We start from the raw sequence: 21,934 nt of genomic DNA, 5'->3' as shown, positions 1-21,934 counted from the left end.
TGTATTTCAAGCAGCTCCACAATGACTAAATCACTTTTATGAAAATTCCCCTTCCATTATGCAACGATGGAATCGATATCTTCACTAGATGGGCAATTGCTCAACGGTTAAACGCCCTTTTACATATATTGAATAATGTAAAAGGAGGGTTTTTGTGTACAATAATCCATTTAGAGAAGATAATTTTAGAAGACCTGACAGGGGTGACAATGACGATTTTGAAACATCGCCGTATGGGCAACCTTTTGGGCCACCTAGTTTCGGACCGCCTCCAGCAGGACAAATGCCAATGAGCGCACCACCTGGCTTTTCGCCACCAGTTCCCGCATGGCGAGAAGGATCAAGTGGTATTCGTTCCTGTTTATTTAGAAATACCTATATTTGGATGAATACAGGTAGAAGTTTTTGGTTTTTCCCAACCGTTATAGGACGGGAATTCATTGCAGGCTTTCGCTGGAGTCGTAGGTATGGCTGGTATTTCCGTACCATAACGAGAAATCAAATTCGTTCATTTGAATGTTTCAGATAATGTCATACAAAAAATGTTTAATTTCTAAAAAAATGGTGTTACAATGACGGTAATAAACGATGAAGGGACGATGGGTGGCTAATGAATAACTAATCTTATTTTTTGCACATGAAATTTTATATTTCACGAACAACAAAAATAGGATTAGTCTGCCCATTTTCCATAATTAAAGCTTCTATTGGTCTTAATGAGCCAATAAAGCGCTACTTCGCAAGCTTATTTTACTATGTCTTAAATAAGCAATGGAGTAACAAAAATAGCTATTTCAAAAGCTTATTTTTGTATGATATGTAGCGACTAATCCTTCCAAAATACTTGGAGGGATTTTTTTGATTCCTCCAACTGGAGAGGATGGATGTTATGAAGGAACTTTTAAAATTACAGGATATTAGTTATGAAATAAAAGATACGTTACTTTTTAAACATGTGACAGGCACAGTAAAGCAAGGTGAGGTTATCGGCATTATTGGTAGGAATGGTGCTGGGAAGTCCACACTGCTCCAATTCATACAAGGTATCTTAGTGCCCACAGCGGGAGAAATAGCAGGGTTACAAACTGTACAAACGGCATTTGTAGCGCAAGAGCTGGCCCATTTCGATAGGGTGGAGATAACGGCAACAGAGGCAGATTTACTATCTAAATGGCAGGTACCAAATGTATCATTTGCAGCATTAAGTGGTGGGGAAAAACTGAAAATGCGCCTGGCAGAAGGTTTTTCGCAGAATGCACAAATTCTATTGCTGGATGAACCAACCAATCATTTAGATGAAAAAAGTACCGCTTTTTTGATAAAACAAGTACAAAGCTATAAGGGAACGATTATTGTTGTCTCACATGACCGCTATTTTTTAGATAAAGTAGCTACAAAAATTTGGTCTATTGAAGATAAGAGAATGATTGAGCATGAAGGTAATTATTCAAACTATATGGCTGAAAGAGAGCATCGAAGATTAACGCAGCAACGCGCATACGAAAAGCAGCAAAAAAACATTGAGCGTATTGAGGCACAGATGCAAGAACTGACATCCTGGTCTCAAAAGGGTCATGCACAGTCTACAAAACTAGAAGGTTTTAAGGAATACCATCGTGTGAAAGCAAAGCGTCTAGATTCACAGGTGAAATCTAAGAAAAAGCGATTAGAAGCAGAGCTCGAGAAGGCAAGGGTCGAAGCTGTGGAGCCAGAAGCAGAAATACGCTTTTCTTTAGGCACCGATCAACGTGTTGGTAAACGCTTTTTGGAGGCCAAGAATTTATCCTTGCACTTCGGTGACCGAATGTTGTTTAAAGATGTCAACGTCACTGCTCAATTTGGAGATAAAATTGCCGTTACAGGAACAAATGGTAGCGGAAAAACAAGTTTTTTAAAAGTTATCCTAGGTCAATTAAAGGCAGGGGGCGAAGTCTGGCTATCTCCAGCGGCTAATATTGGTTATTTAACACAGGAAGTTTTTGACTTACCGCTTGATCAGACACCAGAGCAATATTTTTATCACGAAACATTTGAAGAGCGAGGGAAAGTTCGCAACCTCATGAAGAATCTAGGATTTACTTCTACACATTGGACATCTGCTATAGGTGAGATGAGCATGGGAGAGCGGGTGAAATGTAAATTGATGGCCTATATATTAGGAGACAAAAACGTTCTTATTTTAGATGAACCAACGAATCATCTTGATCTGCCTTCTCGTGAGCAGTTAGAGCAAACGCTTGCCCAATATAATGGAACATTACTTGTTGTCTCACACGATCGATACTTTCTAGAAAAGGTAACGAATAGTGTATGGGAGGTTCACAGTCAACATATTGAGAAAAAATGGAGAAAAGATGCTCCGAAGCAAGTGGATGATACAATGGGTCTTCGTTTAAAGCTCGAAACCGAGCGGCAAGAAATATTAGGTAAACTGAGCTTTCTGACAGCTAATGATAAGGGCTACGCTAAGCTTGACCAAAAGTTTAACGAGCTGACGAAGCGAATCAATGAGCTTCCATAGATAAACGTTTAAGTTGAACTTTGCTAGGGGAAAATACCAATAGAAGGAAATTGATAAATGGGGGTTAATAAGATGAAAAGAACGGTATTTCTCCTTTTTCTGAGTATATGTATGATGAGTGCCTGTACGGATCGTGAAAAAAAACAACAAGCACATGAAAGCGAGGTCCATATACCTGTAGAACAATCTAATAATGACAATAGTGGAACAACTATGAAACAAACAGAAATCCTGCAACAAATAAAGGATCAAATACCTGCTGATTTCCCTATAAAAATGCCAACGACTATACCTATTTCACAGGATGCTTTTTTAACAGCAACTACAAGGACTGAAGGGAACCAAGTGGACATTATCTTTTATGAAAGCAAAGAGAATATGCCCATTAATGATATTCGATTAAAGAAATCAGCAACTGTCATTGGGCGATTGATAGTCAAGCAATATAAAAATGCAGAAGGTGCAAGCGCTCAGATAGCATTTGATAATTTTAGTCAAAACGGTGGGCAAAAGGTGGATCTTGGTTATAACATCAAAGGCTATCAAGACGCAGGAGCCGGCTCATTATGGACTGGTTGGAATGAAGGGAGATGGGCAATTGCCACACATACCCGAACAGACAATCCTGAGGCTGGTATCAAGCTTGCTAAGCAGGTAGTAGAATATCTAGAAAGTCATATGCTACCTATTCCCAAGCAATATGGTATGGCTCAGTTGGACGTTTATCAAACAGGCAATTTAATTGTTTGGCAGGATAAAAAGCTTGTGTATACACTTGATTCGATAAAGGATCCTTTAAAAGCCATAGCAATAGCCACAGCATTTTACCAATAATAAAAATCCTAGAGCCTTTGCTGCTCTAGGATTTTTTTGGAAGTTTACTTTACAGTGTCTACAAGCTCCTTGTATTCGTAGAATCGCTGTTGCCAAGCGTCCATGGGGAAACTTTGCTGTTCAATGCCATCTAGCAAATCAGTGAGCAAGTCCAGGCATATATGCCATCCAGCTAAATCTTTTGGTGTATGCTCTGTTAATTCTTGAAGTGTCTCCACTAATAGTAATAACGTGCCCTTGTCAGTAGAAGACAGTTCAAATCTTACAGTATCTCTACCCCAATCAAATTCAAGTACTTCATTCTCTGCATAATCTGTAATGTCTATTTTCTCATAGGCATCAGTTCCATCGTTCATATTAAAATGCATTTTACCATTCTTTCGAAGATCAAGGATTTCTAGATTACTCATCCATTTTTGCAGCATTTCATTGTTAGTGATTGCTGCCCAAACAGCATCTACTGAATGCGGCAGCGGGCGCTTGAATTTTGCCACATGGCGATTGGATTGTTTTTCAATAGTAGCTAGCATAGATAGCCTCCGTCTTTGTGGTTTTGTTTTCATTATAGGTGTTCTTTATTAACTGTCAAAGTAGAAAGTCACACAACATTCGTTATTTATAAGAAGTTAATTTTAGGATAATATTGTTAAAAAGGAGGGGCGATGATGACACATCAACAAGCATTAGAACGTTATATACAAGCAACAAATACCCATGATTTTAAACAAGTAAAAGCTATTTTGCATCCACAGGCAGTTTATTGGTTTTCAGATAAAACATGCACTACCACAGAGGAAATTGGTGCTTACTTCAATCATGCATGGAATTTGATTAAAGAAGAGGTTTATGCAGCGACTAATATAAAATGGATAACAGTTGATGAAAAGACTGCTACCTGTCTTTATACATATCACTTTGAAGGCTACCATAATGGAAAATTTGTATCAGGTAGCGGTAGGGCGACAAATATTTTTACGTTGGTGAAGGATGAATGGAAGTTAATTCATGAACATTTAAGTGGGGCTCATTAATATATTTTCAACACCACTTGAATGATCAACAACGAAATAATCACAGTTAGTAGTAGTTTGGCTATTTTTAATGGAATACGCGGAAGGACTAGGAGGCCCAATTGAGAGCCTATAATTGATCCAAGTGCCATGGCAATCGCATAGCGCCATTGAATAAAACCAGTTTGATAAAAAACAACAAATGCGCCTGTACAGCTCCCAAAAATGAGCACACGTGTGAGTTGTACAGCTTTTATGTAAGTGTGATGCCAACGCAAATAATGTAAAATACTAAAAGTTGAAGAGCCAGGGCCAAAGCCTCCATCATACATAGCAATAAAAAATGGCTGCCAGAGGGAAGACGTTTTATGCTTTGTATGATTCGCAGTTTCAGTCCAGGCCTTATTTTTTAAAGTGACTATCAATGCGGAAATTAGTAGGATACAGGCTGTGAAGTTCATGGTTTCTTCTGAGAGTGACACGGCTAGAAGCGCGCCACAAATCCCTCCTGCAACAGCAATAGCTATGTATTTTAAAATAGCTTTAACATGTAGCTCCTTATGGTAGAGCAAATAAAAAATGCTGGATAAAGCTGAAATGCCTGTTGAAAATTTATTTGTTGCAATACTTGTCTGAATGGGGATGCCGACCAACATCATAGCTGGAAGCGTGATAAGCCCTCCACCGCCCGCAAGTGTACCGATAAAGGCTGCTATTGTTCCAATACATACAAGTATTAATGAAATTTTTGTATAGTAAAGCCCAATTAAGCTAAGTAGTACAAAGAATGATAACAGAAAAAATTTTTTCATAAGCTTCTCTCCTCACTTTAATAGCTTTAGAGTAAATATTGTTAATATATAAATCTAATATATTATTTTGAGGAATTTATAAAATAAATTTATTAAAAAGGAGATTTTAAAATGTCTCAACATGTATATCAATGGGGAGATCCAACTAATACATCTTTAGTTTTTTTACATGGACTAGGAAGCAGTGGTTTAGCGTTTGGAGAGTTATCAACATATTTAACTGAGTATCATGTTATTTCTTTTGATTTACCTGGACACGGTTATAGTACAGCTTTAGAAGACGAGAAGAACTATTTACCATCAAATTTAATTAAAATGGTAGATGAAATCATAAGTACCTATATAAAGGGTAAAACATTTTATTTGATCGGGCATTCTTTTGGAGCAGATTTAGCTATCCATTTCAGTTCAAAATATCCAAGGCAAATAAAAGGTGTTGTTTTACTAGATGGGGGATATATGTCAGGGAAAGATCTAGGCATTACCCTTGAAAAGGAATTAAAGGACGTTGAAAAGTTTTGCGAAAATGTCCGCTTTTCATCGTGGGAAGAATTTTTTAAATCTGAAAAAGAAGAGCTTTCTCGATGGTCAGAGGAGCTGAGAGTGGCTTCAAAAGCACAAGTGAAGGAACAAAACGGAGAGATCAGACTAACTCTTTCAACCTTCACAGCACAAGCGATGATAAAAGGTATGAATATGGAGCCAGTTGAACAAGTATTAAGCTTGGTTACATGTCCGACCTTATTATTACATGCTACCATTCCTGCGGAGTTAAGAACGATAAGAAAAAATTGTATCCAGAACTTACAATTGAAAATAGACCATTTAGATGCTGAACCAATTGTAGGGGCAGGACATGATATTTTTCGAGATGCACCTGAAATGGTTGCAACAACATTAAAAGTTTGGTGTGAAAGTTTAATTAGAGGTTGATTTAATGAGATTGTTACAAACAGAGGAAGAATTAAAAAGCTTAATAGCAGCTGATGATTGGATGATGAACGTTTTGGCAACTGTTGAAGTATTACAGCTCCCAGATTGGTGGGTGTGTGCAGGATTCATTCGTTCAAAGGTTTGGGATTACATTTATGAGAAAGAAGATAGAACACCAATTGCGGATATTGATGTGATCTATTTTGATCAATGTAATGTAACAGAGGAAGTAGAGAAACATTATGAGCAGGAGCTTGGGAAGGTTTCAGGAAACGAGCCTTGGTCGGTGAAAAACCAAGCAAGAATGCATGTGATAAATGGTAGTGAGCCATATCAATCTTCTTTAGATGGAATTTTTCATTTTCCTGAAATCCCAACCGCAATCGGCATTAAATTAACGAATGGACAACTTGAACTAGCTGCACCATATGGGATTTGGCAATTAGGAGCCGGCATAGTGGAACCAACGCCATTTTTTCTCGAAAATAAAGAAAGATATACGGTATATCACCAAAGAATTAATCATAAGCAGTGGCATTTAATATGGCCTAAACTAGAAATTCATCTACCATAAACTTTAGAAAGAGGGAAGATCCATTGCTGCAAGACAAAATGTCTATCATTAAACACTATGAAAAATCCCTTCATGAGGTAAAGGCTTTGAGGAATCTATCTGAGGAGCAATGGCGTATGCCAATTGAAGATGGAAAATGGTCGGTTGCAGAGGCGATTGGGCATCTTACACCATGGGATAAATTTGTGTTAGAACACCGAATACCATATTTATTTACCAATACATGTCTACCAAAAGGGCCAGACATCGAACATATGAATGCGATGGCAGCTAAGAAAAGTCGTGAAAAGCATTTAGAAGAAACGATTACTGAATTTGTTTTGGTAAGGAGTCAATTGCTACAGGCCATTCAACAACTAACAGATGAACAATGGCAACAGCCCTTGAATATTGGGCAATCAAAGTTAACTATTGCCGATTATTTTGTAGGATTAATCGACCATGATTTACATCATTTTTCACAAATTCAGAACGTTGTACATGTATAGGAGCTAGGACATGGATATCAAGTATTTAATAGATTACTTTGCACAAGCGTCTGTAAAATTTACTGATGTTTTTACCAAAAGGATGGAGCCAGGGGAAGTTGATTTAGGAAGAACTACTGCGCCAGAAAAGTGTGGATTAATTGTGCCACTTGCAGGTAGTGCCATATTTAGCTTGAATGGCACGCCTTATGTGATGGAACCAGGTGTGATTGTGCATGCAGGCCCTCAAATGCCAATAGAGGTGAAAGTAACGAGCCAAAAGGTTTGGGAATATGCTGTAGTTCATTATAATCTACCTATAGAGGAAGCGGTTCTTTATCCACTAGCAGAGCAACATTTTCTCATTAAAACAGGCTACAATACGCAAATTATCACTCAGGTACAGCAATTAGTTGAAAGCTATTCCTTTCCAGGTACTATGGCGATATTTAAGTCCAAGACATTATTCATGAATTTGCTGGAACACATTCTTATTGCGGCAAAAATGAAGGTTCTGGATAATGCTAGTGAATTGATGGAGCAGGCTTTACAGTATATACATGAAAATTACGCGGAGCAGCTTTCAGTATCCAATATTGCTAGTGAATTTGGAATTGAACGGCGCCGTTTTGCCTATTTATTTGAGCAACATACAGGCATGAATCCTAGTACTTATATAACCGAATACCGTATACGGCGTGCAAAGGATTTACTAGAATATGGTGTAATTTCTGTAGCAGAAATTGCAGAATGTGTGGGATATGTAGATTGTTTTTATTTTAGTAGGGTGTTTAAAAAATGTACTGGTTTATCGCCTTCAGCCTATCGAAAGATAAAAATAGAGGAAGCCAAATATGTATGAATGACTGTTTCTTGTAAGAAAGAAGCAGTTTTTTTTATTGATTAAATCGGCAAAAGTCCATGTCATTTTCGAAATCGTCCATTCACAATCTTTTTTCACTTTGTTAGGATAGTATCCGTAAATGATAATGAGTATCAATTATGTATTGACATACATGTGAAAACGATTATCATTATCAATAAGAGCTCGTTAGGAGAGAATATCTATGAATAAATATTTTAAAATGTGTGCGCCAGCACTTTTAGCACTATCATTAGCTGCATGTGGAACAGATAAGGCAGAGGAGTCTACTTCAACAAGTAATACAGCTGAGACAAGTGCAACAGAATCACAGACAGAGCAAGCTAAGACACAGACAATTACGTACTTAGGTGAGAAATATGAGCTTCCAGCAGAAGTGAAAAATATTGTCGCTGCAAGTCTTGAATCTATGGAAGATGCTGCAATGCTTGGCATTAAGCCAATAGGTGTACTTGAAGTTGGTGGGAAAGTTCCTGCTTATCTAGCATCTGACTTTGAAGGTGCTACACTTGTAGGTAATAAAATGGAACCAAATGCAGAGGCCATTCTTAATCTGGATCCTGATGTAATCGTGGGTACTTCAAAATTCCCTGAAGAAACGGCTGAAAAATTGAACAAAATTCAAACAATGATTCCATACTCACATATTTCAACAAACTGGAAGGAAAATTTAACAGTGCTTGCACAGCTAGCTGGTAAAGAAGAAGATGCCAAAAAAATCATCTCCGACTATGAAGCAAAAGTTGCTGACGCACAAATGAAGTCGAAGGAGCAATTAACTGATAAACAAGTGTTAATCATCCGTGTTCGTGGTGGTGTGATGTACATTTATCCAGCGGGTGTTTATTTAAATCCTGTACTTTATGAAGATTTAGGTGCACCAGTCCCAGAAGTAGTTACTACAGCTAAAGCACAAGCAGAATTATCACTGGAAACATTGGCTCAAGTAAATCCAGATGCGATTTTCCTTCAATTTGAGGAGTCAGAAAATAAGGATACGCCAAAGGCATTAGAGGAACTACAAAAGAATCCAATTTTCACTAGCTTAAAGGCATCACAAAATAATGAAATTTATGTAAATGCAATTGAGCCATTAGCACAAGGTGGTACCGCTTGGTCTAAAGTTAAATTCTTAGATGCCGCAGCTGAAAAATTACTTAAATAGTATAAACAGGCTGGTAGTAGATTTGGTGATATCACCGGGCTATTACCGGCCTTTGTTCAGTAGAAGATTGGATGCGAAAATAGTAAAGAAAAAGGTGTGAAAGTTGAAAAAAACAAACATAGTGTCATTTTCAATATTAGCGGTATCTCCTTTCCTTATAGCCCTTGTGGCACTTATTTCTGTTTTGTATGGAACAAAAGATATTAGTGCAATCACCGTGTGGCAGGCGATATCAGCATTTGATCCCTCCAATGTTGATCATCAAATTATACGGACAGGACGTATTCCACGCGTAGCTGCAGTATTGTTAGTTGGAGCATTTTTGGCAGTTGCTGGTGCAGTTATGCAGGGGATTACACGAAATTATTTAGCATCTCCGTCATTGATGGGTGTCAACGATGGCTCTGCATTTGTTATAACATTAGCGATTGTCTTTTTCCCAGGACTACCTAATTATCAGATGATTTTATTATCTATGCTAGGTTCTGCAATGGGTGCGGGTATTGTTTTTGGCTTTGGCTCGTTAATTCGAAATGGTTTATCACCAGTAAGGTTAGCCATTATTGGGACAGTTATTGGTACATTCTTAAGCAGTATCGCCACAGCGATTGCGATGTATTTCCAAGTATCACAAACAGTAAGTGCTTGGTATAACACAAAGGTACATATGGTAGATATGGATATGCTGATTCTTTCTATTCCATTTGGGTTAGCTGGTTTATTTTTGGCTTTACTATCTGCGAGGGCCATTACTATTACCTCGCTAGGTGAAGATATTGCAATGGGGCTAGGGCAGAAAACAAAAGCAGTTCGGATTATTAGCATGCTAGCCGTCGTATGTTTGACAGGGACAGCGGTCGCCCTTGTTGGGAAAATTGCCTTTGTAGGGTTAGTCATTCCACACATTACTCGCTTCCTTGTAGGTGTAGATTATCGCTATATCATTCCTTGTGCCGCAGTCATAGGTGCCTTTTTCTTAGCACTTTGTGATGTCCTTAGCCGCTTTGTCAATTATCCGTTTGAAACGCCAATTGGAGTCTTAACAGCATTGGTTGGTGTGCCATTCTTCTTATATTTAGTTCGTAAGCACGGAGGTGAAAAACGTGCGTAAAAAAACCTCAAGTGTATTCTTTTTGACCATGTCGATGCTTATACTTTTGATTTTAGTTGCTAGTTATCTACATATTACAAATGGTGTTTTTGATATGTCAGTGATGGATGTCATAAAAACATTGTTGCGCATCGAGCCTAATTCAAAATTTGATCTTGTTATTTTTGAATTCCGCTTGCCTCGAATCGTCATTGCCGGACTTGTTGGTATTGGCTTAGGTATGGCAGGGGTTGTTTTACAAGGTATTACACGCAATGGGCTAGCAGATCCAGGGATTTTAGGGATTAATGCTGGTGCTGGTGCCGCAGTCGTAATTTTTATGTTTTTCTTTCAATTAAAATTAGTGAGTGCAGATATGAACAGCTGGCTTTCTATTTTAATGATGCCATTGTTCGGTTTTATCGGTGGGACAATTGCTGCTATATTGATTTTTACATTTGCTTTGAAAAATGGTCATCTTGATATGCAGCGATTAATATTGACTGGGATAGCAATAAACAGTGGATTTGGGGCTTTATCGTTGTTTCTATCTTTAAAAATGAGTGCGCAGGATTTTGAATCTGCGGCCATTTGGATGGCTGGTTCTATTTACAATGCGAATTGGATTTTTGCCCTCACGATGTTACCTTGGCTTTTGATCTTAGGAATTTATGTGCATAGAAAATCGTATTTACTTGATTATTTTCAGCTTGAAGAGGATAGCATCACAAGTTTAGGAATTGCTGTTGAAAAAGAGAAAATGAAGCTGTTATTAGCCAGTGTGGGGATTGTGAGTGCCTGCGTATCCGTATCAGGGAGCATTGGTTTTATTGGTTTAATGGCGCCACATATTGCAAAACAACTTGTAGGTATTCAGCACCGTTACGTCATGCCAGTAAGCGCATTAATTGGTGCAGGCTTGTTAATCCTTGCTGATTTTATCGGCAAAACCGTATTCGCACCATCTGAGCTGGCTGTTGGAATAGTAGTGTCAATTATAGGAATTCCATATTTCTTGTATTTACTTGTGAAATCTAAGGCATAGGAGGAAACGGTGTGCAAACTGCATTTAGAATGGAAAACTTGGCTTCGGGTTATGAGCAAGTTCGAGTGTTTGAAGGTTTAAATTTAACGATTGAGGAGGGCAAGGTCACAACGATTATCGGACCCAATGGCTGCGGTAAATCAACGCTCCTCAAAACAATAGGGCGTATTCTAAAAAAGCAACAGGGCACGGTGTACTTGCAGGAGCAAAATATGCAAAATTTATCGACAAAGGATATTGCACAAAAGCTAGCAATATTATCGCAGACACCTATTGCACCGGGTCAATTAAAAGTCGAGGAGCTCATTGCTTATGGCCGATATCCACATCGGAACAATGTTAATCGCTTAACAAATAAGGATGAAGAAATGATTGAGTGGGCGTTAACGGTCACAAATACGATGGAATATCGAAATCGGGAGCTGGCACAGCTTTCTGGCGGCCAGCGTCAGCGTGTATGGCTTGCCATGGCCTTAGCCCAAGAAACAAATATCTTGTTGCTCGATGAACCGACTACTTATTTAGATATGGCCCACCAGTTGGAAGTACTTGATATAGTTAAAAACCTAAATGAACAACATGATTGTACAATCGTCATGGTCCTTCATGATATTAACCATGCTGCAAGGTATTCAGATCATCTTATTGCAATGCGAAAGGGTGTTATTATGCAAACAGGAACACCACAGGAAATCTTGTGCGCAGAAGTGATGCGTCAAGTCTTTAACATTGATGCACGTATTATGGAAGATCCAGCAACGAATACACCTGTATGCTATGGCTATGACATATTGAAGGAGGATAACAAATGAATCTAGTTGAAATTGATTACTCTACACAACAAATGACTTCAAAACTGGCAGAGTATACGTATGGGATTAACGTTTATGTGCCAAATGAGGAAGCGCCAAAAGAAGGTTTTCCTATCATCTATGTATTGGATGGCTCTTCTTATTTTCACCTTGTAAAGGAAGCAGTACGCTTGCAAAGCCGTAATGCACCGAAAACGGGTGTTAAACCATCTATTGTTGTTGGTATAGGGCATGGTGACGATATGCGTGAACGACGATTTTATGATTTTACGGCACCAGCAGAGACGTATATTTATCCAGCAAGGTTTAAAGGTAAGGGGCATGAGAAACTTGGTGGAGCAGCAGACTTTAGTCGATTCTTAGAAGAAGAACTAAAACCAATGATTGAAGCTCATTATCCAGTGAATAAAGCACAGCAATCTTTATTTGGTCACTCATTAGCTGGTTATTTTACGCTTTGGCAACTATTGCACCATCAATCTAGCTTTCAACGCTATCTAGCTATTAGCCCTTCAATTTGGTGGAATGAGCATGAATTAGTACAGTGTGCGTCAGTATTTTTGAACGAGCATCAAGATATGAACGAAACATTGTTTATTAGTGCAGGTGAACTGGAAACCTTTATGGTGGATGATGCGCGACAAATGGCGACGGTGTTAGAAAAAATAATGAAGGTTGATTTTTATGAGGCATTAGATGAAAATCATGCTTCAATCGTACCAACTGTTATGAGCAGAGCAATACGTTTTATGCATAAATCGAAATAATTGGTAGACCGCATTGTCTTTTGATAATGCGGTTTCTTTTTTTCTTTAATAAAATACTCGATTTATACGCATAATAAAGGAAATTTAGTCATCTGTCTGGGATAAATGGAGGCGCTGTATGCAAAATAAAAATTTAAAAAACCCAGTATTTATTATTTCTAGTGGGGCAATTTTACTCTTGGTTATTATTGGAGCAACGATACCGGAACAATTTAAGAAAGTAGCAAACAGCGTATTTCATATGACAACCGATTATTTTGGCTGGTTTTATTTAATGGCAGTATTCATTATCGTTATTTTTCTATTTGGCTTGGCAATTAGCAAATATGGCACCATTCGCTTAGGAGCAGAAGATAGTCGTCCCGAATTTAGTTTTTTAACGTGGATTTCTATGCTCTTTTCTGCTGGACTTGGTGTCGGCTTGGTCTTTTGGGGAGTAGCAGAGCCTATGAGTCATTATTTTTCACCTCCCTTCAGTGACACAGATCCTCTATCAACGGATGCAGCGAGACTGGCAATGGGGTATTCTTTCTTTCATTGGGGATTAAGCCAATGGTCGGTTTATGCTATTTTGGGGCTTGTTATGGCCTATGTACAATTCAATAAAAAAAGAAATATGCTCATCTCTACTGCTTTAGAGCCAGTCACGGGTACAAATCGTATCGTTAAAGGAACGATTGATATTCTCGCCGTCATTGCGACCGTTATGGGCGTAGCAACATCCATTGGGCTTGGTGTGCTGCAGACTAATGGAGGCTTGACTTTCGTCTTTGGTTTGCCAGATACATTTATCTTGCAAGTAACCATTATTCTTATCATGTTTATTGGCTATATGTTGTCTGCAACGACAGGTCTTCAAAAGGGAATGAAAATTTTAAGTAATGTCAATATGACCTTAGCAATTGTCTTACTGTTATTTGTTTTTATTACAGGCCCAACCATTTTCATACTCGAAACCTTTACATTAGCAATAGGTGATTATATTTCGAACTTTATTCAATACAGTTTAAGAATGCAGCCATATGTTGGTGGAACTTGGGTGAAGGATTGGACAATCTTTTACTGGGCTTGGGCAATAGCTTGGTCGCCCTTTGTCGGCTCCTTTATTGCCCGTGTATCTAAAGGGAGGACGATTCGAGAATTTATTATAGGGGTCTTAATTATCCCACCCCTTATTGCTTGCTTTTGGATTGCCACTTTTGGTGGAACCGCGATGTGGTTTGATTTACATCAAGATGCACAAATTGCGCAAACAGTTCATAGCGATGTCACAGTGGCTTTATTTCAGATGTTAGAGCATTTGCCACTTTCAACAATTGCTTCCGTTATTGGCTTACTGCTAATCATTATATTTTTAATTACCTCTGCTGATTCCGCCACTTTTATTATGGCAAGTATGACAACAAAAGGATCTTTAAATCCGTCCGTATTTTCGAAGCTAGTATGGGGTGTTTTAATGGCTGCAATTTCAGGTGTTTTATTGTACACAGGAGGGCTGGAAGCATTGCAAACCGCCTCGTTAATTGCCGCTTTACCTTTTACTGTTGTTTTACTGCTATTAATGATCTCTTACATTAAAATGATGAAGGAAGAGATTATTCCTCTAAAGAAAAAAGACATACAACGATTGAAGGTTGCCAGAAAGCATCTTGAAAAAGAAGCAAAGGCTAAAGAAAAAAAATGAAGTAGTAAACTGTATTATTCATTCATGAGTAATACGGTTTCTTTTTGTTTGAATATACATTAATATGTATTGAAAAACATTTGTGGAGGTTGATTATGGAACTAGTTTTGGCAGAGATAAAAGATGCACCAATTATACATAAGGTGATGATACAGGCATTTCAAGAGTATGAAAGGGCAACGCCACCATCTAATGCACTGAGTGAAACGGTTGAATCGATTGAACAGGCGATGCGGGCTGGCGAGCAGACATTTATCGGATATATGGAGCAGCAGCCAGTTGCTATGGTAAGATTTACGCTTAGCACACAGAGTATTTATTTCTTTAGACTATCAGTCATTCCAGAAAGACAAGGACAAGGGTTAGCAAAAGCATTGATAGCTAAGCTTGAACAATATGCATTAATGAAGGGGAAAAAGATAAGTCAGTGTAAAGTACGATGGAATGTTCCTCGAAATATTGAATTATATCGCTCGTTGGGTTATGTCGTAACAAAAAAAGAAATGGGCGAGAATCGTAACGGTATTTCTTTGGCTACAGTAACAATGGAAAAAAGGCTTTCAAATTAGGGGGAGTTTATTTGAGAAAAAAACTGGGATGCTTGCATGCACATCACTCCAATATAGAGTACATAGAACAAGTTTTCCAAAACACTGAAGATATAGAAATGATTCATTTTGTAGATCCTGGGCTTATTCACCAAGTATCAAAAGGAGTTACAGCGTTAACATGTAAGATTCGGGAGCAAATTAAATGGATGGCTAGCTGTGATCTAGATGCTATTTTAATAACGTGCACAAATTATATTGCATTGTTAGACAACGATGCTGCATTAGTTTCTTCTATTCCGATTATAAAAATTGATGAACCTTATTTTGAAATCATATGTAGCGAGCAACAGCCTCAAATTATACTATTTACAAATCCTGCGACTGTAGAGGGAACGATGACAAGACTTCATCAATATGCTAACAAGCAAGGCAAATCAATAAATGTTACGGCGAAAGTTATCGAGCATACATTTGATCTCATTATGCAGGGGAAAAAGAAAGCCTATAATGATGCAATTTTACAGACTCTGCATCATTTAGCAAATGAGCAAAAGCCAATTTCGGTGGCACAGCTCTCGATGGTGGGTGCTGCACAACAATTTGAAGAGAGAACAGCCATCCCAATTATTCATCCATTAAAAGCATTAGTAGCTGTTATTGAAAAACTTTAGCCATTTGGCATTTTAATTAACAGAATTATCTGTAATAATTTATAGAAGGATACTTTTAATAAAAAATGGAGGATGTTGTGAAACGATTTGTCCTTTTATGTGCAATGTTGCTAGTGGTAGTAGGCTGTGCAGATAAAGAAAGGGTTGCAATGCCAGAGAATATCCCAGATTTTGTGCAAGAGAGTGATTTTGCATCAATTAATTGGGACCATAAAGCAGTGGAATTTGGTGATAGGGCCATTATGGGGAATGCCAATAAGTCAGGTGTCATTGGTGCTGATATGCCGAGTTTAAGCACACAAAAATGGATGTGGCATCTTTGGGGAATTGAAAGAAGTGGTAGTACAGAGTTAACAATTGTAGGCTACCACAAAGATTCTAAATCCATCCAACCAATTTTAGTTGATGGATGGAGCACAGGTCTTGGTGGGCCAGTCAACGGAGCAGATGCTCATAGTCCTTCGAGCGTTAAAATTCCTAAGCCTGGGGAATGGGCTATTTTACTGTATACAAATGGTAAATTCTTTGATACGTTGATTTATGATATTCAGGAATAGTAGTAGTGATCTTTTAAGCACTATGGAAATGTAAAAGAGTAGAAATGGAGGAGAGCGATTTGATCGATTTACGATATCCTATTGGGAAGTTTCAATTTCCAAAAGAAGTGACATCACAGCAGGTAAATGAATGGGTGGAAGACATTCGTTTATTACCAAAGCAGCTTGAAGAAGCATTGAGTAGAGCAACTGAGCAAGCATTGGCAAAATCCTATCGTGAGAATGGCTGGAACGTTCTACAGCTAGTCCATCATATTGCTGATAGTCATATGAACAGCTATATCCGTTTTAAGCTAGCTTTAACGGAGGACGAACCAACTATTAAGCCATACAATGAGGCTGAATGGGCAATGCTCCCAGATTCAGAAATGCCAATAGCAACTTCTCTTAAATTAATCGAAAGTTTACATGAACGTTGGGTTTACTTGCTCACAAGTTTGACAGATGAACAATTACAAAGAGCCTTTAACCACCCTGATTCAGGACTGACGACACTTGAGCATGCAATTGGTTTATATGCATGGCATGGCAAACACCATTTAGCACATATTCAGAATGCTTTGGCGAAAGTATAAATAAGATGTCTAAATACAAGAAAAAATAGCAAGTTGACCTCTAGTTATTTACTAATACAAGAGGCCAACCTTAGTGTTAAGTAACTATTATTTGATAGTGATTAATTTAGACTGGAAGCTTTTTATGAGATGGTAATACCTGCACTTGCTGTTCCTGTAACAATTTGTGCTACAGTAACTCCTGTTGTTGCTGCAATTGAGAATACCATAACTAACTTATCACCTGTAACAACTGGAACTGGAGCAACATTAGCTGAACCAAATGTAATTTCTCCAGCGCTTAAAGGTCCAGTAAGTGGCGGAGCTAAGTCTACTACTGCGCCTGTAGCAGTGTATACGTTACTTCCTGCCGGTGCACGATAAATTTGCGCTCTTAATGTTGTTGTTCCTACAATTGCTGCGCCTAAGAAAGCAGAAAAAGATGCAGAAATAGCTGTTATATTACCAGCTCTTGGCACAACAAATGCCTCTGTGACAACACCTGATAAGTCTAGAGTATTGCCTAAAATAGCAACGCCTGGAACAGCTGAACCGAATCCAACAAGCCAAGGCACATCAATAACTCCAGCACCAACAGTAGCTAATGCAACTGTAGTTAAACCTGAAGAAAATGCGATTATTGAACCTGTGTTAACTGCTGGCGGAATACATGCAGCATCAATTGCTACAAATGGTCCAAGTGCTGTACACTCCCCATTACCATGGCCGTTACATGAACAGCCACACATTGAATTATTTAAACACATTTTTACACCCCCTTTCTTCATTATTCTATTCATATGTGAAAGAGTGGGGAGGGCAAATATCTACTTTACCTATAAATTCAATGATTTCTTAAAGCCAGCTTTTATTTGAAACATAAAAACATCCACTATGTATTTTTCATACATAGTGGATGTTTTATAGAATGTTAAATTTAACTCCATCTTTTAAAGAAATCGAAAAATGAGCTTTTTCCCTTCTTATTTTCTTCCTCGATCGGCTTGTTTACAGGTTCAGGTTGCGTATTCTCTTCTTCAAGGGACGGATGAACCTCATAGGCTGCTCCAGCATGATACACTTCAACATATTTTTCTGTTTCCAATGAAGGAGAATGATATGTGTCAGCAGGTTGTGCTATTGCTTCTGAAATGACTTGGTTTAGAGGCTCGCTAGCTATTGCTGCAATGTCTTGACTAACAGGCTCACTAGGCAGCTCTGAAATAATTTGTTCAAACGATTCTTTAGATACTTTGGAAATCTCAAGATTGTTACGTTCATTTTCATTATGCATAGCCTCGATAGGATTATCTAACGTTTCGGCTTCAGTACTATCCGACTCATGAACAGTAGAAGATTGTAAAGGATCATTCTCGATGTTTTCTTCACTTGGAGTAGGCTGTACAGTAGATGGATCATAAACACTTACTGGAACTTCCTTTGCATCCGTAGCATTTTTAAAATGGAAGGTGGATTCAACTGTCGTGTTTCTGTATAAACCATTGTATATTTGGCTTGGGTGCGTATTGATTGATTGAAAATATTGCTGATTAAAATGCCGCTCTTCAGGTTTAGTTCCATATAGACCATTGTGAGGAGAGGGAGCGCCGTCATTTACATTTGGTTTGTGGTTTGTGGCTTTACCTGCCAAACCTTGCAGCATTCTATAAGATGGTTGTGCTGATGTAATCGTAGTTTGATCTGCTGTCTGTGTCATTCTAGGTTGTCTAGGTAAAAGAGTAGCCGAAGTTTGAGAAGGCATTTCAATGGTGGGAGAGATGGTTGGTGTATCATTTCCTTCAACAGTTACTAATTTGTTTAAAACCGCTAAAATCTCTTGATTCATTCCTTCAATGGTTTGATTCAGAGACTCAAGCTGTATTGAAAGAAGCTTTATTTGATCATCATATCCTTTTATATATGAATTTTGTTTAGTATCCAAAGTCTCTGTGATCCCCTCTAAATGAGCCATCTGTGTTTTCAGTCCATCAAACTCCTGCTTCATATAAAGGAAATCTTCAATGGACGTCCCCATTTTTAATGAAGTTAACGATTCTCTATAGGTTTCAATTTTTTGCTTTAAATTTTCAATTTCTTGAGTGGTATACAATTTTGACTCTTCCATTGTAGTTCACCCCTTTCAGTCCATTATTAGTTTATTAAAAATATTTACTTTCTGTTACAAATATACCGGTTCTTTCAACATTTTAGTCTTACTATAAAGAAAGTATTGTATGTAAAAATGATCGTTGCTGATTTTAATAAATATCCAATGTAATAGCCCATGCACTTATAGCTGAAAAACATATGCTACAAACGAAAGATAAAAATTTTATGGAGGTGTCAAAAGGATGCAAGAACATATGCCATCCCAAGTGCAGGAACTAATCTGTATAAATGTTGATAAGGTATACGACTGGATTGTAAAGGAAATGTCGTTTGATATTTCACCTACTGGACCAATTACATTCCCAGGTGTTACAGCAACTACTGACTTAACAGGTGCTATTGTTACTTGTCGAGTAATTCCAGCAGCTACAAATCCAATTGTGATTCTGAACCGTGAGAATCGCCAATTCTCTATTGATGGATCAACTGTTTGTCTGCAACATTTAAATATTCAAAAGAATTTCATTCTTACGATCGTAGTTACCTTACCAAATGGAACAATGTTCACAAGCACTGAAATTCCTGTTTCACGCTGTGAGCAAGTAACATTATGTGCACCTAAAGGTACAGATGTAGAAATTCTATATACAGATTTAGATTGCTTCGTATGTACGACTGGATCACTTACTGTTGGAACAGGTACTGCAGTAGGTACAATCACATTCTCTGCGTTAACAATTACTGTTGCTGTTTGCCAAAGTATTCAATCTACATTCCCTGTTACAGTTGAATTCTTAGCAACTTTCTGCGAGCCAAGAGCAGATTTACCATTCACATGTCCAACTGCGGTTCGTCCACAACAATGCCCCGTTATTTTCCCAACTGTTGGTTAATGGTGCTAATAAATAGAGGAAAGTCATATCATGAAGAGAGGATAATCCTCTCTTTTTTTTATGAACCTTAGTAAGGGGGCAAGAAGTGATAATTCGTGTAGAAGACAAGATACAAGCGTTAAAAGAACAGACAAACACTTATGTTCAGGAAATTAAAAAGCTGGTAGAGGAGCTGGTGATTCCAAACAAGGTCAACCTTATAAGTTATTTTACATCCTCGTTCAATATATCCTATGACTCTGAGCAAGAGAGTCTATGTTTAGGCTCCTATCATATTCGTAATATTGGTACTACACCAGTCACAAATCCATATTTATGCATTCAATTACCAAAAGATTCGCCATTCTATTTCTCTGGAAGGTATGTCCACGAAAACTTTACACCTAATTTAAAGACGCAAGGGCAAAGTAATTGGGAGCGTTTTAACGACAAGTCGAGCAAAGAGGAGTATTGGCTGAGACCAGTAGGAAAATCTACCATCGAACCAAATGAAACGATTTCATTTACCAATTTTCAAATTATATGGTCCCATAATTTATCGTACTCTGGCACTATTATGGGTTTTACATATTGTGATCAGCTAACAGAAGGTGTTGTTGTATTAAACCCTATTAATCTTAATGGTATTAGTCAGGCACAGACACAGGAGGAAGACAATGGGTGATAATGAAAAGCAAGAGCTAAGTGGCGTAATCCAACAATTGCTGAAGGACCAGCTCAGCCGCCGAAATGAACAAGACAATAGTTTTGCATTTCTTGAAAAAAGTACATTACATCAATTAATTGGCTATCTTGTTTCAGGGGAAAAGAAGAACATCGAACAACATGATAATGTGGAACTACAGGCAAAGTGGATAAAACAACTAGATGAAATGCTAGAAGACAGTAAAGTACAGTTTGAGGCAGTAATTGACATCCTGAAAAGTTATTCAGGCTAGGAGGTGCAAGGATGGACAACGATATTGTCAAAAACAGCGATCCTCTACAACTCCAACAAATGATTATATTTTTAAGGGCCGAATTAGCTAAATATAAAAATGAAGTGAAAAGGCTTAGGGATAGTGACTATTATACATTAGTGCTACGCCTTGAACGGGAAAATATACAATTGACAAAACTAAGAAAAGATCTTTCGATGGAGCTCTTAAAGTTGAAGAGAGATTTTGATAAGGAATTGGAAGCATATGATGAAGAGATACAAAAGCGAGAGTTACAAAGAAAAAAACAAATTGCTTCGATAGAGTCATTATTAAAGGAACTGAACGAATTGCGAGCTGAAAATAAATTATTAAAGGATAGCATTGAACTATCAAATGAAGATACAAACTATCAGTCAATTATTGAAGGTTTAGATAAAAGATTAAATGATTTTACCACAGTAACAGGTCAACAAATGGAAAGCATCGTAGAGACCATAGAAAAGTCAAGTAGAGACAAAGAAGAGGCGGACAGCCTTTATCAACAATTAGTAAAAGAATTAGAGACGAAAAATCTAGAAATTAAGAAATTATCCGATGAGATAAAAGGATATAAAAATCAAACTGACAACAGTAGGCAATCAATAAATTTAGACGAGCAGATTGATGATCGATTACGAATGCTCGATGAACTCGATCAAAAATTGAACGAGCTTGCATTTGAAATAAATAGAAAGTAGCATAGTTATAGATACAACACTGTTTCAAAAGAGGGGAAGCCTAATCTTTTGAAACAGTTATTTTTTTAGGGCCAGTTGCTTAATCAAAGAAATACCCTGTTGTATACCAAGATTAAATAACCACTGTCCAAATTACTTTGTTTCCCGATGTAAAGTGTTTCGTTTTAAGCGAGGGGAATACTTTTTAAGTTCCAATCTCTCTGGATTATTACGTTTATTTTTCGTCGTGATATAGTTTTTATCACCGGTTTCTGTGCAGGCTAGTGTTACTTGTACGCGCATAAAAGAACCTCCTTTTAAATAGTAATTATTACGATTTAAACAATATAATTTAGTGGAATAATT

Annotated in this window: 27 protein-coding genes; 22 read left to right on the top strand and 5 right to left on the bottom strand. The window is 37.7% G+C overall.

Annotated features, from left to right (window positions below; genetic code table 11):
• The first annotated feature begins 154 nt into the window (after positions 1–154).
• From AO843_RS02340 to AO843_RS02325, 3 genes are all read left to right on the top strand, one after another.
• Positions 155–529, top strand: coding sequence for a hypothetical protein (locus AO843_RS02340; RefSeq protein WP_054609543.1), 375 nt, complete (start codon positions 155–157; stop codon positions 527–529).
• Between the two features lie 360 nt (positions 530–889).
• Complete coding sequence (abc-f, locus tag AO843_RS02330) at positions 890–2,521, top strand: ribosomal protection-like ABC-F family protein (protein ID WP_054609653.1); 1,632 nt, start codon at positions 890–892, stop codon at positions 2,519–2,521.
• A gap of 72 nt (positions 2,522–2,593) precedes the next feature.
• Positions 2,594–3,355: a hypothetical protein gene (locus tag AO843_RS02325; RefSeq protein WP_054609541.1), complete on the top strand. Its 762-nt coding sequence runs from the start codon at positions 2,594–2,596 to the stop codon at positions 3,353–3,355.
• Between the two features lie 44 nt (positions 3,356–3,399).
• On the opposite strand, the gene AO843_RS02320 is transcribed toward AO843_RS02325, so the two are convergent.
• On the bottom strand, positions 3,400–3,885 hold the full coding sequence (locus tag AO843_RS02320) for an SRPBCC family protein (RefSeq protein WP_054609540.1): 486 nt from the start codon (positions 3,883–3,885) through the stop codon (positions 3,400–3,402).
• 135 nt (positions 3,886–4,020) lie between these two features.
• On the opposite strand from AO843_RS02320, the gene AO843_RS02315 reads away from it, so the two are divergent.
• On the top strand, positions 4,021–4,386 hold the full coding sequence (locus AO843_RS02315) for a YybH family protein (RefSeq protein ID WP_054609539.1): 366 nt from the start codon (positions 4,021–4,023) through the stop codon (positions 4,384–4,386).
• On the opposite strand, the gene AO843_RS02310 is transcribed toward AO843_RS02315, so the two are convergent.
• Entirely contained in the window at positions 4,383–5,177 is a 795-nt protein-coding gene (locus tag AO843_RS02310) for a sulfite exporter TauE/SafE family protein (RefSeq protein WP_054609538.1), read from the bottom strand. The genes AO843_RS02315 and AO843_RS02310 overlap by 4 nt on opposite strands.
• A 111-nt stretch (positions 5,178–5,288) precedes the next feature.
• On the opposite strand from AO843_RS02310, the gene AO843_RS02305 reads away from it, so the two are divergent.
• The 14 genes from AO843_RS02305 (at position 5,289) to AO843_RS02240 (ending at position 16,951) form a co-directional block, all read left to right on the top strand.
• Positions 5,289–6,110, top strand: a complete 822-nt coding sequence (locus tag AO843_RS02305) for an alpha/beta fold hydrolase (RefSeq protein WP_054609537.1) — start codon at positions 5,289–5,291, stop codon at positions 6,108–6,110.
• Between the two features lie 4 nt (positions 6,111–6,114).
• Positions 6,115–6,684, top strand: a complete 570-nt coding sequence (locus AO843_RS02300) for a nucleotidyltransferase family protein (RefSeq protein ID WP_054609536.1) — start codon at positions 6,115–6,117, stop codon at positions 6,682–6,684.
• Positions 6,685–6,707: 23 nt separating this feature from the next.
• Entirely contained in the window at positions 6,708–7,172 is a 465-nt protein-coding gene (locus AO843_RS02295) for a DinB family protein (RefSeq protein ID WP_054609535.1), read from the top strand.
• Positions 7,173–7,182: 10 nt separating this feature from the next.
• On the top strand, positions 7,183–8,013 hold the full coding sequence (locus tag AO843_RS02290; protein ID WP_054609534.1) for a helix-turn-helix domain-containing protein: 831 nt from the start codon (positions 7,183–7,185) through the stop codon (positions 8,011–8,013).
• 205 nt (positions 8,014–8,218) lie between these two features.
• Positions 8,219–9,199, top strand: a complete 981-nt coding sequence (locus tag AO843_RS02285; RefSeq protein ID WP_054609533.1) for an ABC transporter substrate-binding protein — start codon at positions 8,219–8,221, stop codon at positions 9,197–9,199.
• 103 nt (positions 9,200–9,302) lie between these two features.
• Positions 9,303–10,310 (top strand): FecCD family ABC transporter permease, encoded by a 1,008-nt coding sequence (locus AO843_RS02280; RefSeq protein WP_054609532.1) that lies wholly within the window; start codon positions 9,303–9,305, stop codon positions 10,308–10,310.
• Positions 10,303–11,334, top strand: coding sequence for a FecCD family ABC transporter permease (locus AO843_RS02275; protein WP_369814392.1), 1,032 nt, complete (start codon positions 10,303–10,305; stop codon positions 11,332–11,334). The genes AO843_RS02280 and AO843_RS02275 overlap by 8 nt, the downstream gene beginning before the upstream one ends.
• A 29-nt stretch (positions 11,335–11,363) precedes the next feature.
• Positions 11,364–12,146, top strand: coding sequence for an ABC transporter ATP-binding protein (locus tag AO843_RS02270; RefSeq protein ID WP_054609651.1), 783 nt, complete (start codon positions 11,364–11,366; stop codon positions 12,144–12,146).
• A complete protein-coding gene (locus AO843_RS02265) occupies positions 12,143–12,913 on the top strand; it encodes an alpha/beta hydrolase (RefSeq protein WP_054609531.1) in 771 nt (256 codons plus the stop codon). The genes AO843_RS02270 and AO843_RS02265 overlap by 4 nt, the downstream gene beginning before the upstream one ends.
• Before the next feature lie 118 nt (positions 12,914–13,031).
• Positions 13,032–14,597, top strand: a complete 1,566-nt coding sequence (locus tag AO843_RS02260) for a BCCT family transporter (RefSeq protein WP_054609530.1) — start codon at positions 13,032–13,034, stop codon at positions 14,595–14,597.
• Between the two features lie 95 nt (positions 14,598–14,692).
• Complete coding sequence (locus AO843_RS02255) at positions 14,693–15,166, top strand: GNAT family N-acetyltransferase (RefSeq protein WP_054609529.1); 474 nt, start codon at positions 14,693–14,695, stop codon at positions 15,164–15,166.
• A gap of 11 nt (positions 15,167–15,177) precedes the next feature.
• The gene (locus tag AO843_RS02250; protein ID WP_054609528.1) at positions 15,178–15,819 is read left to right on the top strand and encodes a hypothetical protein; all 642 of its coding nucleotides are present in this window, start codon (positions 15,178–15,180) and stop codon (positions 15,817–15,819) included.
• A 77-nt stretch (positions 15,820–15,896) separates the two neighbouring features.
• The gene (locus tag AO843_RS02245; protein WP_054609527.1) at positions 15,897–16,376 is read left to right on the top strand and encodes a hypothetical protein; all 480 of its coding nucleotides are present in this window, start codon (positions 15,897–15,899) and stop codon (positions 16,374–16,376) included.
• A gap of 59 nt (positions 16,377–16,435) precedes the next feature.
• Positions 16,436–16,951: a YfiT family bacillithiol transferase gene (locus tag AO843_RS02240; RefSeq protein WP_054609526.1), complete on the top strand. Its 516-nt coding sequence runs from the start codon at positions 16,436–16,438 to the stop codon at positions 16,949–16,951.
• A gap of 122 nt (positions 16,952–17,073) precedes the next feature.
• On the opposite strand, the gene AO843_RS02235 is transcribed toward AO843_RS02240, so the two are convergent.
• Positions 17,074–17,697 carry an exosporium glycoprotein BclB-related protein gene (locus AO843_RS02235; protein ID WP_054609525.1) on the bottom strand — a complete coding sequence of 208 codons (624 nt, stop codon included), beginning with the start codon at positions 17,695–17,697 and terminating at the stop codon, positions 17,074–17,076.
• A 170-nt stretch (positions 17,698–17,867) separates the two neighbouring features.
• Positions 17,868–19,055, bottom strand: a complete 1,188-nt coding sequence (locus tag AO843_RS02230) for a hypothetical protein (protein ID WP_054609524.1) — start codon at positions 19,053–19,055, stop codon at positions 17,868–17,870.
• Positions 19,056–19,281: 226 nt separating this feature from the next.
• Here AO843_RS02230 and AO843_RS02225 point away from each other — a divergent pair, with 226 nt between their 5' ends.
• The 4 genes from AO843_RS02225 to AO843_RS02210 all read left to right on the top strand — a co-directional run bounded on the left by AO843_RS02225 (position 19,282) and on the right by AO843_RS02210 (position 21,589).
• Positions 19,282–19,932, top strand: a complete 651-nt coding sequence (locus tag AO843_RS02225) for a BMQ_0737 family morphogenetic spore coat protein (RefSeq protein ID WP_054609523.1) — start codon at positions 19,282–19,284, stop codon at positions 19,930–19,932.
• A gap of 85 nt (positions 19,933–20,017) precedes the next feature.
• Positions 20,018–20,596 carry a hypothetical protein gene (locus tag AO843_RS02220; RefSeq protein ID WP_054609522.1) on the top strand — a complete coding sequence of 193 codons (579 nt, stop codon included), beginning with the start codon at positions 20,018–20,020 and terminating at the stop codon, positions 20,594–20,596.
• Positions 20,589–20,870: a hypothetical protein gene (locus AO843_RS02215; protein ID WP_054609521.1), complete on the top strand. Its 282-nt coding sequence runs from the start codon at positions 20,589–20,591 to the stop codon at positions 20,868–20,870. Before AO843_RS02220 ends, AO843_RS02215 begins: the two co-directional genes overlap by 8 nt.
• Before the next feature lie 11 nt (positions 20,871–20,881).
• A complete protein-coding gene (locus AO843_RS02210; protein ID WP_054609520.1) occupies positions 20,882–21,589 on the top strand; it encodes a hypothetical protein in 708 nt (235 codons plus the stop codon).
• 132 nt (positions 21,590–21,721) lie between these two features.
• Here AO843_RS02210 and rpmG read toward each other — a convergent pair whose 3' ends face one another.
• Positions 21,722–21,871: a 50S ribosomal protein L33 gene (gene rpmG / locus AO843_RS02205; RefSeq protein WP_054609519.1), complete on the bottom strand. Its 150-nt coding sequence runs from the start codon at positions 21,869–21,871 to the stop codon at positions 21,722–21,724.
• Between the last annotated feature and the right edge of the window lie 63 nt (positions 21,872–21,934).

This window comes from Lysinibacillus sp. ZYM-1, assembly GCF_001308875.1.
Taxonomy (GTDB): Bacteria; Bacillota; Bacilli; order Bacillales_A; family Planococcaceae; genus Lysinibacillus.
This window is presented reverse-complemented; position numbering and strand designations above follow the sequence as displayed.